Source organism: Natronomonas gomsonensis, assembly GCF_024300825.1.
Classification (GTDB): Archaea; Halobacteriota; Halobacteria; order Halobacteriales; family Haloarculaceae; genus Natronomonas; species Natronomonas gomsonensis.
In genome coordinates this window covers 2,318,560-2,334,723 of sequence record NZ_CP101323.1, presented here as the reverse complement: position 1 = coordinate 2,334,723, position 16,164 = coordinate 2,318,560, and the positions used below count along the sequence as shown (strand labels likewise).

Genomic DNA, 16,164 nt, shown 5'->3' with positions numbered 1-16,164 from the left:
CCCACACGCCGCGACATGTACGTCGATTGTGGCACGCTTCTCGGCGGTGACGGCCGGGTGTTGGAGGACGGACGGTTCACCGTCGAGGAAGGAACCGTAACCGAGGCCGGTCCACTGGAGGACGTCGACCCGGTGGGCGAACGGCTCGATTTGACCGACAACATCGTCGTCCCGGGATTCATCGACGCCCACGTCCACATGCAGGGATTGCGGACGATGGACCCGACCGACTGGGTGCTGGCGAGCGACGCCGTCTGTGCGGCGCGGGCGAGTGCGGATTGTCGACGATTGCTCGACGCCGGCTTCACCTCGGTCCGGGACCTCGGCAGTACGGTGGCTCTCGGCCTCCGGGAGGCCATCGAATCGGGCGACGTGGCGGGACCGCGCGTCTACACCAGCGGGCGCTCGATTTCTCAAACCGGCGGCCACGGCGACGCCCACTTCCTCCCGTACGAGTGGGCCAGCGAGGACGGTCTCGGAATCGCGACGCTGGCCGACGGCGAAGACGAGTGTCGCAAGACCGCCCGACAGCGGATTCGCGAGGGCGTCGACTGTCTGAAAATCATGACGACCGGCGGTGTCCTCTCCGAGAAAGACGCTCCCGACGAGCGGCAGTTCACCGACGCGGAAATCCGAGCGTTCACCGAGGAGGCCGAACGGGCGGGCCTGCAGGTCGCCAGCCACGCACAGGGGACGGCGGGCGTCATCGCGGCGCTGGAAAACGGCGTCGACACCATCGAACACGGCTTCTACCTCGACGAGGAAGCCATCGACCTCATGCTGGACACCGACGCGACGTTCGTCCCGACGCTCTCCATCATGTTCCGAATCGTCGAATCGGGCGCCGACCACGGCGTCCCCGAGTACGGCCTCCGGAAGGCCCGAGAGGCCTTCGACGCCCACGTCGAGTCGGTCCGCCGTGCCCACGAGGCTGGCGTCCCCATCGCCACCGGGACGGACTTCATGGGCCCCGACCTCGTCCCCCACGGCGAGAACGCCCTCGAACTCGAACTCCTCGTCGAGGAGGTCGGCCTCTCGCCGGTAGCGGCCATCGAGGCGGCGACGCGCGTCGCCGGACGGACGGTTCCCGACGATGTCGGAACGCTGACGCCGGGGGCACGCGCGGACTTCCTCGCGTTGGGGAGTGACCCCCGCGACGGCATCGAGGCGGTTCGGGACGTGGATGCGACGTACCGGGACGGGAGACGGGTCGACGCGACGGCGAGGGACTTATAAGACGGCGGGAGCAACTCCGCGTATGGACCGACAGAAAGTCTTCGCGCTGTTCTTCGCGCTGCTGATGGTGACATCGATGGTCGCCTACGCGGCGAGTCTCTTCTAACCGTCGCCCCACACGTCCGACAGCGGGTGGTCGTCGATGGACCCCGAGCGACGGGCGTTCGAGGTCTGTGACGTCGATTTCGAGCGCTGTCGGGACGGCGAGGAATCCGCTTCCGAGGCGTCGCCGACGGCCGATGTCGGGTCGAACGCCGGGAGTTCCGGACGGGTCATCCGGTCGACCTGTGCTTCGAACCACTCGGGCATGTCGTGGCGGGCACGCTCGAAGAGGTCGACGAGCGAGGAATCGGCGAGGTACGTCGCGCCGTGGTCGTCGGGCGCTCGAACCACCCGACCGCAGGCCTGAATCACCGTCCGGAGCGCCGTCCGGTAGTACCATCCCCACTGGCCGTCTTCGAGCCGCTGGGCGACCCGGGAGTCGTTGGTGTTCGGATACGGCGCCTTACACAGCACCTGCCACCGACAGAGGTCGCCGTTCAAATCCAGCGCCTCCTCCATCTTCACGGAGACGAACACGTCGGCGCCGGTGCTTCGTTTCCACCCCGACAGCGCCGCGTCTCGGTTCTCGCTGTCGTGGCCGCGAACCCGGTCTGCGACGCCGAAGTCGTCGAGTAACTCGTGGAGGCGGTCGGCGATGGCATACGAGTGGGCGTGTATCAACCCCTTCTCGTCGTCGTGTTTCGCCATGACTTGGACGATACTGCGGGCGACCTTCGGGAGGGTCTCGTCTCGGTGTTCGTAGGTCATCTTCCCCTGTGTCACGTCGTACAGCGGGCGGTTCTGGACGGGGAAGGTGTGGGGCACGTCGACCAGCGCGACGTTGTCGGGGTTCAGACCGGCACTTCGGCAGAAGGCGTCCTTGTTGAGGATGGTCGCCGACAGCAGGGCGAACCGGTTGCCCCGGTCCCAGACGGTGTGATGGAGATACCGTGCGGGGTCCAGCGGCTTGACGGTGATCGCGCGGTTCTCGCTTTGGTCTGCCACCCACGTCGTCGGGCTCTCGGGGTCACGCAAGTCCTCAAGGAACCACCCCAAATCGCGGACGAGTTCCGCGAGTTGGTCCCGTTCCTCGGCCTCCGCCGGCGAGAGTTCGAGTTTCCCCCGGAGTTCCTCCTGTCGGCGCGAGCAGACGCTCGTCAGTCGCTCGACGTAGTCCTCCACGTCGGAGAGACCGTCGATTTCCGGCGGTTCACAGGCGTCCCAGACGGGAACCTCGGCGGGCGAGAGTTCGATAGTGGCGTACATCTCGGCCCACTCGGCGAGACCGTGGGCTTCGTCGACGACGACCACGTCGCGCTTGCCGAAGACGTCGCTACCGGCGGTTTGCATGAAATACGCCAGCGTCATCGCCGCGATATTGCGGTTCGAGGCGATGGAGCGGTCCGAAAAGTACGGACACCGGTGTTTGACGGGGCAGTCGAACCCCCGCTCGCGGGCGCAGGGTGCCTGATTGACGGGTGTCGAAGTCTCGCCGGGGAGGATGCAGTCGTAGTTTGACTTTCCGCGGATAACGCTCAAATCTTCGAGCAGTTCGTCGCCGGCCACGTCGTCCAGTTGGGACACCTGCGGCGTGGTGTAGTAGGCGCCAGTAGCTTGGACGTGTTCGGCCTCGCCGGGGCGGCGGGCACAGCCGGCGATGGCACGGGCGAGGAGCGACTTGCCGCTGCCGGTCGGCGCACGTACGAGGACGACGTCGTTGCCGGCGGCGAAGGCGTCGCGGATGTCACTGAGGGCTTGCTCTTGAGCCCCGCGGAACGACGGCGCGGGGAACTCCTCGACGATTCGCGACGGGTCCACACCGAACCGAGCGGTGGCACCGCCCTAAAGTCATCGTTCCGGCAGCTACTCGATGGCCGCCACGTCCGCCCCGGTGGGGTCGTCGGGCAGCCGTTCGATACAGTCGAAACAGAGGAAATGTTCGGTGCCGTCGCGGAGTTCGAGCGTCATCCCACCCGTTCCTTGGGGGTCCGACGACCACAGCCCCGAGATACCGCCACCGATAGGTACGGCGTCGCCGCAGGCGTCGCAGGACTCCTTGGCCATAGGTGGGGTAGGCAATCCGCCAGCAAAAGACGTCCGGCCTACGACGGGGGGTTGACCGCGAGGCCGTCGACGACGAGGGGGACCGAGAGCAACCCACCCGCCGCCATCGCGGTCCACAGCGGCACACCCACAATCCGACCGAACAGCCACGCGAACAGCAAAACGAGCGGGATGAACGCGAGCAGGAAGTCGTATCTGGAGAGTCCGGACGGCACGAGCGTGTTCGCTCCCGTCCGTCGCCCCGGACCGGTGAGACCGAACCTGTCGCTACGGGGTGATTGCTCCGACATGGACATCACCTCACCCCATACTGACAACCGTGTTTCACTAAAATTTTACTTCGAAAACGACGGATTTCCGTATGGTTATATTCTCGAATTATAAGTCGATTATTTCCCCGCGTTCTCCGTGATGTCGGTCGCGGTTTTGTGGCGTGAAAACCGTTTTGTTGCACGATAACTAACCGCACGTATGCGCGTCGACTGTGAGGGCTGCGCCGGTTGCTGTATCGACTGGCGCGCGGCCGCCCCCGACACCGTCGACCTCGACCACGAGCGCCGTGGTGGGTTGGCCCCGCTGGACGACACGTACAACCTCGTACCGCTGTCCAGCGACGAGGTGCGGGCGTTCGTCCGAGCGGGGCTCGGCGACGCGATGACCCCGCGACTGTTCGACGCCCCGGAGGGACCGTCCGTCTCCGTCGACGGCCACGACATCGCCGCCGTCGGGGAGCGTCCCGCCTTCTTCGTCGGATTGCGGAAGTCGCCGAAACCGGTCGGCCCCTTCGGTCAGGACCCCGCGTGGCTCCCGAGTTGCGTCTTTCTGGACCCCGAGACGCTGCAGTGTCGCATCCACGGCGAGGACCGCTATCCCGACGCCTGCGGGACGTATCCGGCGGATAACCTCGCGTTGGACGCCGAAACCGAATGCGAGCGCGTCGAAACGGCCTTCGGCGGGGACCGACTTCTCGACGCCGACCCCGGCGACGCGACGCCACTCCTCGGGACCGGCGCCCTCGGCGCGACGGTGTTCGCCCACCCCGACGCCGACCGACTGTCGGGCCGGGTCGACCGCATCGCCGCCGGGAACCCGACCGCCGAAGACCGCGCGGAGTTCCTCGCCGTCGCCGCCGCCTCCCGACCCGGCAGCCTCGATATCGACACTGACCGCTACGAGACGGCCCGCGAAGCGGTTCTCGATGCCGATTCGTGGGTCGGGCGGGCCATCGCCGAGTGGAACCGGCAGGCCGAAACCGACGACCCCGACCCCGAACTCGGTCGGGGCGTCGAGGAACGTCTCGGCGCCCCCGAAACGCCCGGTTGGGATTAAGAGGTCGGCGCCCGTTCTATGGGTATGCGCGTACTCGTAACCGGGGCGAGTGGGTTCGTGGGAAGTCGCCTCGTTCCAGCCCTCCAACGACGGGGCCACGACGTGGTCGCTCTGGTCAGAGACATCGAGCGATACGACGCCCCCGACGGTGTCGAGGTGGTCGAGGGCGACCTCCTGAACCCACCACTCGAGTTGCCGCCGGTCGAGGCCGCCTACTATCTGGTCCACTCGATGGGGACCGGCGGCGACTTCCAGTCGCGGGACCGACTGGCCGCCCGCACCTTCGTCGATGCAGTCGAGGCCGCAGACGTCGAGCACGTCGTCTACCTCGGGGGGTTGGGCGACGACCGGGACGAACTGTCCGAACACCTCCGGTCGCGACGCGAGGTCGAACACATCCTCGCGTCGGGCGAGTTCGAACTGACGACGCTGCGGGCCGCCATCATCGTCGGCGAAGGGTCGGCGAGTTTCGAACTCATCACCCAACTGGCCGACCGCCTGCCGGTGATGGTGACGCCCCGGTGGGTCCGCACCGAGTGCCAACCCATCTTCGTCGACGACGTCATCGGCTATCTGGTCGGCGTCCTCGATTCTCCCGAAACCGCCGGCGAGACGTTCGAAATCGGCGGCCCGGACGTGCTGACGTATCAGGAGATACTCGAACACACCGCCCGGTTGCTGTCCGGCCGGGCGCCGGTCGTTCTCCCGGTTCCCATCCTCTCGCCGGGACTGTCTGCGGGGTGGCTGTGGCTGCTGACGGACGTGCCGTTGTCGGTGGCGAAGCCGCTCGTCGCCGGCCTGCGCAACACCGTCGTCGTCACCGACCGCCGCATCGACGAGTTCGTCGAGGTCGAACCGACGCCGTTCGACGAGGCCGTCCGGCAGGCGCTCGGCGACCGGGCCATCGTGAGCGAAACGCCGGCCACGGAGCCGGAGGCCTGAATGCGGCCGGAGTACGGGGAGGCGTGGGTCTACGAGAGCATCATCGGCGCGCTTCCGGGGGTCGACATCTCACGCGGAACGGCCATCGCTATCCAGTTGGCCGTCTTCGAAGCCGCCGTCCTCGCGCTGGCGTGGTACTACGACCTCTGGAACGCAGCGGTGGCGGGGACCGCCGCCGTCGTCGTCGCCGCCGTCGGGAGCGTCGAGATGCTTCGCATCAGCCGTTCGGCACGAACGCCACCCAGCCCGGAGCCGTATCGACGGCTGCTGTTCGGCTCCAGCGTCGAGGTCGTCCTCGCCGTGTTGGCGTTCGTCGCACTCGTCACGCACCTGTTCGTCTTCGACCCCGCGAGCGGCGGCTCGCTCGTCGGAACGCTGTTCGGCCCCGAGCCGCCGATACTGGTCGTCTACCTGACGCTGTTGGTTCTGTGGGACCTCTGTTATCGCATCGGCACCGGCTGGTGGACCGCCGTCGTCGCGCTGTGGCGGTCGGGCCGCTATCGGTTCGATTCCGACGACGCCGCCACGCTCCGCCGGAGCGACGCCGAAACCCTCGGCTTTGCCGTCGTCCAGTTGCTGTTGGTCCCGTTCGTCGTCGACTACCCCGTGTTGCTCGCTGCGCTCGTCGGCCACGTGCTGGCCGTGGCGGTGGTCATCGCGCTGTCGGTCGCTTTACTGACGCTCCGAGAACAGTGAGCCGTTACTGGGACTGCATCTGCTTGAACTGGTCGAGGAGTGCTTCCGCCGAGTCGCCGGAGTCGTACTCTATGGAGCCTTCGTAGTTCGTCCGCTCGTCATCGAAGGCGGCATCGACGGTCGAGGCCTTCTGCTCACGTCGCTCGTGTTCGTCCTCGTCATAGGCACCCATTGACATGGTAACTGTACGCACCTAACGAGTTCTTGGTAATCAATGTAACGGATAATATGAAGGGTTATTTATGTATTCGCTCCGGGACGGCTCCGGGGTTCCGTCGCCATCCGGTCGGATATGCGTAATCGGTAAACCCGCTGACGTGCTACGACGAGTGTGGCAGGTCCCCTCCGTTTCCGTCGGTCCGAGAAGACGTGGACGCGACAGCGCGTCCGCGAACAGTTACTACAGCCCCTGAATCAGTCATTCGGCGCACGCATCGAAGAGCCGTGGTTCACCATCGGCGACGATCGCTACGACGCCCTCCGGCTGGAGATGGACAACGGCGACTTCGCGCTGTTCTGTTTCCGACCCGGTCGGGCCTACTGGCTCGGCAACACCGAGACGCCCGAGGCGCTGTGGCGGACCGACAAGGAGACGTTCACCGAGGCGCCCTATGCCGTCTCTCGGTGGGCACAACGGGAACTCACCGCCCGCATCGAGGTGACCGACCCGTGGCTCGCCGACTACGAGTACGTGACGTGGTTCTTCCTCCCGGTCTTCGGCTCGAAGGACGGCCGGGACAGCACTCGACGGTTCTTTGCCGAAGACGCTGCCGGCTTCCCCGACGCCAGTTCCGAAGAGGGGCTGGCCTTCTACGAGTCGCTGCTCCGAACCGGGAGTCTCGACGCCCACCGGTACACGATGGCCTCGAAACTCGGCACCTCCCCGGGATACGACCTCACGCGGATGCGGGCGACGATGGCGGAGTTCAACGTCGCCAAACTGCTGACCGACGCCGGCCTCGACTTCGAACCCGAGGTCGAACAGGACAGCGGCCACGCGCTGGATTTCGCGGTCGACGACGACCTCATCGAGGTGACCCGTCCCGAACCGCCGGCGCGTCGGTCCCATGCGGACCACCCCGTCGCCGCCGTCAAGGAGACCGGCGGCGCAAAGCGGAGCGACCAGTTGGCGAAACACCCCGATTCGGCGCTGTTAATCGACTGTACTTCCTTCACCGAGACGGAGTGGAACGCCGTCGCCGGCGAGCAACCCGGTGTCGGCCACGAACCCACCGTCGTCTTCCGCGCCCGCCCGACCGGCCGAATCGAAGGCTACCGGTACGGGAAACTCCCGTTCGATCTCGACGGCAGCGTCGAGTGGGTGTAGCCGCATCCGGCGAAAGGGTGGGTATCTAAGTACCGCCATAGCAAATTTTGCCACATGGAGACGCTGCTGTTGAACCGAGACGACGTGGGCGAAAACGCCCGCATGGAGGAGGTCATCGTCGCCGTCGAGGAGGCCTTCGCCGCCTACCAGCACGGGAACGTACAGATGCCGGCGAAGTCCTACATCGACCTGCCGGAGTACAACGGCGACTTCCGGTCGATGCCGGCGTACATGGCCGCCGACGACTGGGACGCTGCGGGCATCAAGTGGGTGAACGTCCACACGGACAACCCCAAGAAGTACGACCTCCCCACCGTGTTGGGGACGATGATTTACTCCGACCCGCGGAACGCCTTCCCGCTCGCGCTCATGGACGGGACGACGCTCACCAGGAAGCGGACCGGCGCGGCGGCGGCCGTCGCCACCGACCACCTCGCGGTCGCCGACGCGACATCGCTGGGCATCGTCGGGGCTGGCGTCCAGTCGTACACCCAACTGGAGGCCATCAGCGTCGTCCGGGACATCGACACAGTCGTCGTCGCCGACAAGCGCGACGACGCCGTCGAGGCGTTCGTCGAGCGCTTCGGCGACGAGTTCGACGTTCGCGGCGGCTCTATCGCCGAGGCCGCACAGTGCGACGTGCTCTCGACGGTAACGCCCGTCGAGTCACCCATCGTCTCCGCCAGCGACGTTGGCGACCACACCCACATCAACGCGATGGGCGCCGACGCCCCCGGAAAGAACGAACTCGGCGAGGAAATCGTCGCCAACGCGACACTCGTCATCGACGACTACGAGCAGTGTACCCACTCCGGGGAAATCAACGTCCCGTGGAGTCGGGGACTGCTCTCCGACGAAGACCTCTACGGCGAGTTGGGCGAAATCGTCACCGGCGAGAAACCCGGACGGACCCCCGAGGACGGCGTGAGCGTCTTCGATTCGACCGGACTGGCGATTCAGGACGTCGCGGCCGCCCACGTCGTCTACGAACACGCAAACGAACGGAACAACGGCACGCCCTTCGAGTTGGTCGACACCCGACTGCGTTAATCCCAGGAGACCCGTTCCCTGACGCCGCGGAGGGTTCGCGACAGCACCCACGCGACGGCCAGGAATGGCAACAGGGGAACCAAAATAAGGAGCAACGTCGCCCCGACGGCGAGCCAACGTGACCGGCCATCATCGCTGTTCGTCTCGCGTTTTTCACCGGAGAAGAACCGTGTCACCCCGCTCGCTGTGGCCGTCTTGAACATACGGTTCAGTCGGTTTCGAGCGGTATGAGTGTTGTCCCCACACCGCCGTGACGTTCTTGGGATGGAAAGGTTAAGGGCCGGACCGACGGAAGATTCCACAACTACTCTCTCCATGCACGACGACGGCTACGACCACACCGAGGTCGAACGACGCTGGCAGGAGGCGTGGGACGACGCCTCCGTGTATCGGACCCCCGACGACGTTTCGGACCCGACGTACGTCCTCGGGATGTACCCCTACCCCTCCGGACAGTTGCACATGGGTCACGTCCGCAACTACACCATCACGGACGCCTACGCCCGATTCCGACGGATGCAGGACGACGACGTGCTCCACCCGATGGGATGGGACGCCTTCGGCCTCCCCGCAGAGAACGCCGCCAAGGAACGCGACACGAACCCCCGCGATTGGACCTTCGACTGCATCGAGACGATGAAGGGTCAGATGGAGTCGATGGGCTTCGGCTACGACTGGGAGCGGGAAGTGACGACGTGCGTTCCCGAGTACTACAAGTGGAATCAGTGGCTGTTCCGGCGGTTCCACGAGGAAGGGTTGGCCGAGCGACGCGACGCCGAAGTGAACTGGTGTCCCTCCTGTGAGACAGTGCTGGCTGACGAACAGGTCGAAGGCGACGACGAACTCTGCTGGCGCTGTGACACACCCGTCGAGTCCCGCGAACTCGACCAGTGGTTCCTGAAAATCACCGAATACGCCGACGAACTGGTCGACTACATCGACGAACTGGAGGGGTGGCCCGACTCCGTCCGGCAGATGCAGCGCAACTGGATTGGCCGGCAGTACGGAACGCGGCTGGAATTCGATGTGGAGGGTCACGGCCCCGTCGAGGCGTTCACGACGCGGGTCGACACCATCTTCGGCGCGACGTTCTTCGCGCTGGCGCCGGACCACCCCATCAGCGAGCAGTTGGTCGAGGAAGACGACGCCGTCCACGAGTTCGTCCACCACGAGGCCGACCCCGACGGCGACGAACCGAACGGCGTCGAGACGGACCTGACGGCGACGAACCCGATTACCGGCGAGGAAATTCCGGTCTTCGTCGCCGACTTCGTGTTGTCGGACGTGGGGACGGGTGCGCTGATGGGCGTTCCCGGCCACGACCACCGCGACCACGACTTCGCCGAGAAGATGGGCGTCGACATCGAACCGGTCATCGCACCCAGCGAGGACGAGGTACCCGACATCAGCGAGGAGGCCTTCACCGACGACGGCGTGTTGGTCAACTCCGGGGAGTACTCCGGATTAGACAGCGAGATGGCACGCGAGCGGTTGACCGAGGACATCGAAAGCGCCGAAACCGACACCCAGTACCGCCTGCGCGACTGGGGTATCTCCCGGCAGCGCTACTGGGGGACACCGATTCCGGTCGTCCACTGTGAGGACTGTGGCCCCGTGCTCGTCCCCGAGGAGGACCTGCCCGTCGAGTTGCCCGAGTTCGTCAACACGACCGGGAATCCGCTCGACGAAGCAGACGAGTGGAAGCAGACGAGTTGTCCGGACTGTGGCGGCGCGGCGACCCGCGAAACGGACACGATGGACACCTTCGTCGACTCCTCGTGGTACTTCCTGCGGTACGTCTCACCCGAACTCGCCGAGGCGCCCTTCGACGTAGAGCGGGCCAACGACTGGATGCCCGTCGACCAGTACGTCGGCGGCATCGAACACGCCGTGATGCACCTGCTGTACAGTCGGTTCGTCACGAAGATGCTGGCCGACCACGAGGGACTCGACCACCGCGAACCGTTCGAGAACCTCTTGGCACAGGGGATGGTCCAATTGGAAGGCGAGAAGATGTCGAAATCCGTCGGCAACGTCGTCTCCCCCCAGCGCATCGTCGAAGAGTACGGCGCCGACACCGCCCGCCTGTTCATGATGCAGGCCGCCCAACCCGAGCGGGACTTCGACTGGACCGAGGAGGGCGTCCAGTCGGCGTACGCCTTCCTGACTCGACTGAAGAACGTGACCGAGGCGTTCGCCGCTGGCGAAATCGACACCACCGACGACCCTGGTTCGGTCACCAGCTACGTCGAAAGCGAAATCGAGGCCGCCGTCACGATTGCCGGCGAGGAGTACGACGAGTTGACGTTCAACACCGCCCTGCGGGAAGCCCAGTCGCTGGTCGGCACCCTCCGGCAGTACCGCGACTACACGGCCGTCGACCCCACGGTCTTCGAGCGCGGACTGGAGACCGCCGTGAAACTGCTGGCGCCCGTCACGCCACACATCGCCGAGGAGTTGTGGGAGGAGTTGGGCTACGACGGCTTCGCCGTCGACGCCGACTGGCCCGACGCCGAGGGCGACCGCGAAACCGTCGAGAAGCGCCGCCGACTGGTCGAGAACACCCGCGAGGACGTTCGCGAAATCAGCGACGTGGCCGGCATCGACGACCCCGAGCGCATCGACATCGTCGTCACGCCCGACTGGAAGTACGAGGCGCTGAACGTCGCCATCGACAGCGACGCGCCGAACGTCATCGGCGAGTTGATGCAACACGACGACATCAAGCGCCACGGCGACGACGCCGCCTCCTACGGACAGGACCTCCAGGAGAACCGCGAGGCACTCCAGCGGACGCTCGCCCCCGACACCGAGTTCGAGGCGCTGGAGGCCGCTGCGTGGCTCGTCGAACGGGAGTTCGACGCTGACGTGCGGGTGTTGACCGTCGAGGACGCTGACGACGAGGTCGCGAACAGAGCCGAACCCGGCCGACCCGCAATCGACATCGTCGAGTAGCACGAGGGTTTTTTTGCCGGGCTGTGGGGGTCCAGCTCGTGGGCAGCGACGCCGAACGCGTGACTGCGGCGTTGGCCGAGAGCCTGTAGCAACAGTCGTTGATATATAGCTAGTGTACGAACCCGGGAGGGCTCCGAGTGACAGCACTGATTCGGAACGAACAGTCACCAAAGAGTCGTTTCTCGATAGACGGTAACACACCACTCAGATTCGTTCGTTGGTGAGTAATCGAAGGACTGCTGCCGGATGAGCCGGTTCGGCCGTGGGAGTCGACTCCCGAACGCGGGGAAAACGGGTTTCAATAGAGCACTGTATAAATCTATATAGAACACATAGCACCCTTCTTATTCGATTGTCCATTGGGTTCGAGTGATGACAGACGACCCGAACGGCGGTCGCAGTGGGTTCGAATCGAGTAGCCGACGACGATTCCTGCTCTCCGGAGCAGCGCTGGCCGCCGGGGGACTCGCGGGGTGTACCGAAACGCCCGGCAGCGGCGGGAACGGCAACGGAAACGGCAACGGTGGCGGTGATTCGATCTCGGGCGACATCGCCATCGCCGGCTCCAGTACCGTCTTCCCGCTGATGGAGGCCATCGCTGCGGCCTTCGAGGCCGAACACCCCGAGGTCAGCATGGACATCAGTTCAACCGGTTCCGGCGGCGGCTTCTCGAACTTCTTCTGTCCGGGACAGACCGACTTCAACAACGCGAGTCGACCCATCAAGGAGGAAGAACAGCAGCTCTGTTCCGACAACGGCGTCGAACCCGTCGAACTGCAGGCTGCGACCGACGCCCTCACCGTCGTCGTCAACAACGACAACGAGTTCATCGAGGACGACTGTATCACCATCGACGAACTGAACCAGATTTGGGGCGAGGACGCCGCCGAGACGTGGAGTGAGGTCCGCGACGACTGGCCCGACGAGGAAATCGAACGCTACGGCGCCGCCGAAACCTCCGGCACCTTCGATTACTTCACCGAGACGGTCAACGGCGAAAGCGGTGCCCACACCGACGACTACCAAGCAACCGAACGCGACAACACCATCGTCCAAGGGGTGAAGGGTAGCCAGTACGCCATCGGTTACTTCGGCTTCTCGTATTACTACAACAACCCCGACCAGGTGACGGCACTGAAGGTCGACAACGGTGACGGCTGTGTACTTCCGTCGCTGGATACGGCCTCCAACGGCGAGTATACGCCGCTGTCGCGGCCGCTTTTCACCTACGCCTCGAAGAGTTCGCTGGCCGAAGAACACGTCGCGGAGTTCGCCCGCTTCTTCGTCGAGCAGGCCGGCAACGAGGAACTCGTCGCCCAGCAGGTCGGCTACGTTCCCCTGACCGACGAACAGCAGAGCGAGGTCATGGACCGTCTCGAAACGGCTATACAGGAAGCGCAGAACTAGTCGATAGATACGATGGACCGGACCGCTGACGGGAGTGGCCGATTCCGGAGGGACGAACCGTGAGCGACGCCCCCGATGGACCGGAGTTGACGCGGTCCAACGGCTGGCAACGACTCCGCGAGGGAACCTACGGCGGGTTGTTCGCCGTCTGTGCGCTGCTGTCGGTGCTCACCACCGTCGGCATCGTCGTCACGCTGTTCGTCGACGCCTCCGCGTTCTTCGCCAACTACTCGGCCCTCGATTTCCTGGCCGGCTTCGAGTGGAGCCCGAGCAACGAGGTGTTCGGCATCGTCCCGTTGGTGTTCGGCACCATCGTCGTCACGATTACGGCGGCGCTCATCGCACTCCCAATCGGGACGCTCACCGCGATTTACCTCTCCGAGTATGCCGACGCACGCACGCGGTCGATACTGAAGCCGCTGTTGGAGATACTGGCCGGCGTGCCGACGGTCGTCTACGGCTACTTCGCGCTCGTCTACGTCACGCCCGCGCTCCGGGCGACGCTGTTCCCCGAAATCAGCACGTTCAACGCCTTGTCGGCGTCGCTGATGGTCGGCATCATGACGATTCCGATGGTCTCCTCGATTAGCGAGGACGCGATGAACGCCGTTCCCGACGAACTCCGACAGGCCGGCTACGGCCTCGGCGCGACGAAGTTCGAAGTCTCGACCGGCGTCGTCGTCCCGGCGGCCGTCTCCGGCATCGCCTCCTCGTACATTCTGGCGGTGTCGCGAGCCATCGGCGAGACGATGATTGTCGTCGTCGCCATGGGCGCACAGGCACGACTGCCGCCCGTCAAGTCGGGACTGTTCGGGATTCCGTTCATCCACCCCGCGGACGTGTTGCTCGAGCCGGGACAGACCATGACCGTCGCGATGGTCCAAATCGCCGGCAGCGACTTCACCGGCGGCACCATCGCCTTCGACAGCCTCTTCGCTATCGGACTGACGCTGTTCGCGATTACGCTACTCATGAACATCGTAAGCGACCGCATCGCGGCACGCTATCGGGAGGAGTACTGAGATGGCGACCGAAAGCCGAACCGCCGAGGGCTTCGGTGACGTGAGCAAAATCAAGGGGTTGGTGTTCGAGGCGCTGTCGCTGACCGCGTCGGTCATCGGCATCCTCGCGCTTGCTGTGTTGCTCGTCTACGTCACCATCGACGCCTTCGACCTCGCTTCGGCGAGCGAGGGGTGGTTCCTCTCGTATTTCCTCACGTTGGTCGTTCCCGTCTTCGCCTTCCTGCTGTACAGCGCCGACGACCGCCGCGTGACGAAACTGACGCTGGCCGGGTTGGGCGGCGGCATGGTCGCCGTCTTCGGGGCCTTCCAAGTGCTTTCGGCCGTGGGCGTGTCGGTGCCGCGGCTCTCGTGGCCGCTCGCGTACATGTTCATCGTCGCCGTCCCGATAGGGAGTTACACTGCTTACGCGGGCCTCCAGCGCCCGCTCGGCGCCGTCGGGATAGGCCTGCTCGGACGCATCGTCGGCGGGATGGGCGTCGCCGTCGCCATCACCGCGCTGTTCGTGCTGGTCGACGTCTATCAGTGGTTCCTCGCGTATTCCGTCGGTGTTCTCCCGGCGGTCGGCATCTACGCCACGGCCAAACTCAGGGGGTACGGACGACTGGTCTACCTGGCGCCCGTCGTCGGTATCGGCGGTATTCTCGCCTCCTGGCCCCTTCGAGGCGTGTTGGTCGTCTTCCCGAGTACGTGGCTCATCTACGTCTGGACGCTGGCCGTTCCGGTCGGCGTCGCCGCCGCAGTGCTCGTCGCCCGACGGCGAAGCACCACCGCCGCCGCTCTCGCCTTCGTCCTCTCCGTCGGGGGGGCCGCCGCGGCCGGCTTCGGTGCCGGAACGCTCGGTGTCGGTCCCAACGGAGTCGTCCTGCTGTTCGTCACCGCCGCGGTTCCGGCCGGACTGTACGCCGACCGCACCGTCCAACAGCGCCGTGGGCGGGGTGGACTCCTGTTGCCGGTGCTCATCGGCGGCGGCATCGTTGCGGGAACGCTCCTCGTCGATTCGTGGGGCGTCGCCGGCCCCGACCCGTGGCTCGACGCCTCCTTCGTGACGAGTGCCCCCTCGCCGATTGCGACCGAAGCGGGCCTCTATCCCGCCATCGTCGGGTCGATATTCGTCATCTCGATGGTCGCCATGCTGTCGTTCGCGCTGGGAGTCGGCACCGCCGTATTCCTCGAAGACTACACCTCGGATACGGGCGCCGTCGGCGCGGTTACACGACTGATTCAGGTTAACATCTCGAACCTCGCGGGCGTTCCCTCCGTCGTCTACGGCCTGCTCGGATTGGGACTGTTCGTCAACCTGCTGGGACTCGGCTTCGGTACCGTCGTCGTCGCCTCGATTACGCTGTCGCTTCTCATCCTCCCCATCGTCGTCATCTCCGCACAGGAAGCCATCCGGTCGGTCCCCGACGACATGCGACAGGCCTCCTATGGGATGGGTGCGACCCGCTGGCAGACGACCAAGAACGTCGTCCTCCCGGAGGCGATGCCCGGCATTCTCACCGGGACCATCCTCTCGTTGGGACGGGCCATCGGTGAGACGGCGCCGCTCATCATGATAGGTGCGCCGACGACGAACTTCAGCCCGCCGACGGCGCTGTTCGACCGCGTCAGCGCCATGCCGATGCAAATTTACGCGTGGTCCAGTTCCGCGAAACCCGAGTTCCAGTACGGCGTGATGGCCGCCGGCGTCGTCGTGTTGCTCGTCGTCCTCATCGGCATGAACGCGACGGCGATACTGATTCGGAACCGATTCGAGCGGAGCGACGGATAGCTACTCGCCGAAGACGAGTCGCTCCTTTTCGGCCCGCGAGAGTTGTTTTATCTCGTACTCCCGGGACATCGCTTCGGACTTCGAGTCGAAGGATTCGGTGTAGACGAGGGCGACCGGCGTGCGACCGCGGGTGTATTTCGCGCCCTCGCCGGCGTCGTGTTCTTCGACTCGCCGCTGTACGTCGGTCGTGTAGCCGGTGTACAGCGACCCATCGACGCACTCGATGACGTACACGTGGTGGTCGGCCGAGTCGCTGCTCACAGTCGGCGTCGGTAGAACGAGGGCACCCTGTGGTTGGAACACAGTGCTACGACCGCAGGAAC

At 65.3% G+C, this 16,164-nt stretch carries 16 protein-coding genes; 10 read left to right on the top strand and 6 right to left on the bottom strand.

What is annotated here, in order from left to right; all coding sequences use genetic code 11:
• Window positions 1–15 precede the first annotated feature (15 nt).
• Window positions 16–1,236, top strand: a complete 1,221-nt coding sequence (locus NMP98_RS12430) for a metal-dependent hydrolase family protein (RefSeq protein WP_254858028.1) — start codon at window positions 16–18, stop codon at window positions 1,234–1,236.
• 102 nt (window positions 1,237–1,338) lie between these two features.
• Here the strand turns inward: NMP98_RS12430 and NMP98_RS12425 are convergent, their stop codons facing one another.
• The 3 genes from NMP98_RS12425 to NMP98_RS12415 are packed head-to-tail and all read right to left on the bottom strand — an operon-like array spanning window position 1,339 to window position 3,632.
• Window positions 1,339–3,096 carry a helicase C-terminal domain-containing protein gene (locus tag NMP98_RS12425; RefSeq protein WP_254858027.1) on the bottom strand — a complete coding sequence of 586 codons (1,758 nt, stop codon included), beginning with the start codon at window positions 3,094–3,096 and terminating at the stop codon, window positions 1,339–1,341.
• Window positions 3,097–3,141: 45 nt separating this feature from the next.
• A complete protein-coding gene (locus NMP98_RS12420) occupies window positions 3,142–3,342 on the bottom strand; it encodes a DUF7561 family protein (RefSeq protein ID WP_254858024.1) in 201 nt (66 codons plus the stop codon).
• 38 nt (window positions 3,343–3,380) lie between these two features.
• Window positions 3,381–3,632 carry a DUF8015 family protein gene (locus tag NMP98_RS12415; RefSeq protein ID WP_254858022.1) on the bottom strand — a complete coding sequence of 84 codons (252 nt, stop codon included), beginning with the start codon at window positions 3,630–3,632 and terminating at the stop codon, window positions 3,381–3,383.
• 181 nt (window positions 3,633–3,813) lie between these two features.
• Here NMP98_RS12415 and NMP98_RS12410 point away from each other — a divergent pair, with 181 nt between their 5' ends.
• The 3 genes from NMP98_RS12410 to NMP98_RS12400 are packed head-to-tail and all read left to right on the top strand — an operon-like array spanning window position 3,814 to window position 6,309.
• Window positions 3,814–4,671, top strand: a complete 858-nt coding sequence (locus NMP98_RS12410; RefSeq protein ID WP_254858021.1) for a YkgJ family cysteine cluster protein — start codon at window positions 3,814–3,816, stop codon at window positions 4,669–4,671.
• Between the two features lie 24 nt (window positions 4,672–4,695).
• A complete protein-coding gene (locus NMP98_RS12405; protein WP_254858020.1) occupies window positions 4,696–5,613 on the top strand; it encodes an NAD(P)H-binding protein in 918 nt (305 codons plus the stop codon).
• Window positions 5,614–6,309 (top strand): DUF7530 family protein, encoded by a 696-nt coding sequence (locus NMP98_RS12400; RefSeq protein WP_254858018.1) that lies wholly within the window; start codon window positions 5,614–5,616, stop codon window positions 6,307–6,309.
• Window positions 6,310–6,313: 4 nt separating this feature from the next.
• On the opposite strand, the gene NMP98_RS12395 is transcribed toward NMP98_RS12400, so the two are convergent.
• The gene (locus NMP98_RS12395; protein WP_231753977.1) at window positions 6,314–6,487 is read right to left on the bottom strand and encodes a DUF5786 family protein; all 174 of its coding nucleotides are present in this window, start codon (window positions 6,485–6,487) and stop codon (window positions 6,314–6,316) included.
• A gap of 153 nt (window positions 6,488–6,640) precedes the next feature.
• Here NMP98_RS12395 and NMP98_RS12390 point away from each other — a divergent pair, with 153 nt between their 5' ends.
• Together NMP98_RS12390 and NMP98_RS12385 are read left to right on the top strand one after the other, a co-directional pair.
• Window positions 6,641–7,636, top strand: a complete 996-nt coding sequence (locus tag NMP98_RS12390) for a DUF5784 family protein (protein WP_254858017.1) — start codon at window positions 6,641–6,643, stop codon at window positions 7,634–7,636.
• 54 nt (window positions 7,637–7,690) lie between these two features.
• On the top strand, window positions 7,691–8,686 hold the full coding sequence (locus tag NMP98_RS12385) for an ornithine cyclodeaminase family protein (protein WP_254858015.1): 996 nt from the start codon (window positions 7,691–7,693) through the stop codon (window positions 8,684–8,686).
• Here the strand turns inward: NMP98_RS12385 and NMP98_RS12380 are convergent.
• Entirely contained in the window at window positions 8,683–8,889 is a 207-nt protein-coding gene (locus NMP98_RS12380; protein ID WP_254858014.1) for a DUF7535 family protein, read from the bottom strand. The two genes, NMP98_RS12385 and NMP98_RS12380, sit on opposite strands and share 4 nt — an antisense overlap.
• Window positions 8,890–9,001: 112 nt before the next feature.
• On the opposite strand from NMP98_RS12380, the gene leuS reads away from it, so the two are divergent.
• The 4 genes from leuS to pstA all read left to right on the top strand — a co-directional run bounded on the left by leuS (window position 9,002) and on the right by pstA (window position 15,841).
• Window positions 9,002–11,641, top strand: a complete 2,640-nt coding sequence (leuS, locus tag NMP98_RS12375) for a leucine--tRNA ligase (RefSeq protein ID WP_254858012.1) — start codon at window positions 9,002–9,004, stop codon at window positions 11,639–11,641.
• 372 nt (window positions 11,642–12,013) lie between these two features.
• Window positions 12,014–13,048 carry a PstS family phosphate ABC transporter substrate-binding protein gene (locus NMP98_RS12370; RefSeq protein WP_254858011.1) on the top strand — a complete coding sequence of 345 codons (1,035 nt, stop codon included), beginning with the start codon at window positions 12,014–12,016 and terminating at the stop codon, window positions 13,046–13,048.
• 59 nt (window positions 13,049–13,107) lie between these two features.
• A complete protein-coding gene (pstC, locus tag NMP98_RS12365) occupies window positions 13,108–14,070 on the top strand; it encodes a phosphate ABC transporter permease subunit PstC (protein WP_367997234.1) in 963 nt (320 codons plus the stop codon).
• Window position 14,071: 1 nt separating this feature from the next.
• Entirely contained in the window at window positions 14,072–15,841 is a 1,770-nt protein-coding gene (pstA, locus tag NMP98_RS12360) for a phosphate ABC transporter permease PstA (RefSeq protein ID WP_254858008.1), read from the top strand.
• On the opposite strand, the gene NMP98_RS12355 is transcribed toward pstA, so the two are convergent.
• Window positions 15,842–16,102 carry a GIY-YIG nuclease family protein gene (locus tag NMP98_RS12355; protein ID WP_254858007.1) on the bottom strand — a complete coding sequence of 87 codons (261 nt, stop codon included), beginning with the start codon at window positions 16,100–16,102 and terminating at the stop codon, window positions 15,842–15,844.
• Window positions 16,103–16,164 lie beyond the last annotated feature (62 nt).

Coding starts and splice junctions, on each gene's coding strand:
- NMP98_RS12430 (WP_254858028.1), top strand. CDS start 16: ATGTACGTCGATTGTGGCACGCTTCTCGGCGGTGACGGCCGGGTGTTG.
- NMP98_RS12420 (WP_254858024.1), bottom strand. CDS start 3,342: ATGGCCAAGGAGTCCTGCGACGCCTGCGGCGACGCCGTACCTATCGGT.
- NMP98_RS12415 (WP_254858022.1), bottom strand. CDS start 3,632: ATGTCGGAGCAATCACCCCGTAGCGACAGGTTCGGTCTCACCGGTCCG.
- NMP98_RS12410 (WP_254858021.1), top strand. CDS start 3,814: ATGCGCGTCGACTGTGAGGGCTGCGCCGGTTGCTGTATCGACTGGCGC.
- NMP98_RS12405 (WP_254858020.1), top strand. CDS start 4,696: ATGCGCGTACTCGTAACCGGGGCGAGTGGGTTCGTGGGAAGTCGCCTC.
- NMP98_RS12400 (WP_254858018.1), top strand. CDS start 5,614: ATGCGGCCGGAGTACGGGGAGGCGTGGGTCTACGAGAGCATCATCGGC.
- NMP98_RS12395 (WP_231753977.1), bottom strand. CDS start 6,487: ATGTCAATGGGTGCCTATGACGAGGACGAACACGAGCGACGTGAGCAG.
- NMP98_RS12385 (WP_254858015.1), top strand. CDS start 7,691: ATGGAGACGCTGCTGTTGAACCGAGACGACGTGGGCGAAAACGCCCGC.
- NMP98_RS12380 (WP_254858014.1), bottom strand. CDS start 8,889: ATGTTCAAGACGGCCACAGCGAGCGGGGTGACACGGTTCTTCTCCGGT.
- leuS (WP_254858012.1), top strand. CDS start 9,002: ATGCACGACGACGGCTACGACCACACCGAGGTCGAACGACGCTGGCAG.
- NMP98_RS12370 (WP_254858011.1), top strand. CDS start 12,014: ATGACAGACGACCCGAACGGCGGTCGCAGTGGGTTCGAATCGAGTAGC.
- pstA (WP_254858008.1), top strand. CDS start 14,072: ATGGCGACCGAAAGCCGAACCGCCGAGGGCTTCGGTGACGTGAGCAAA.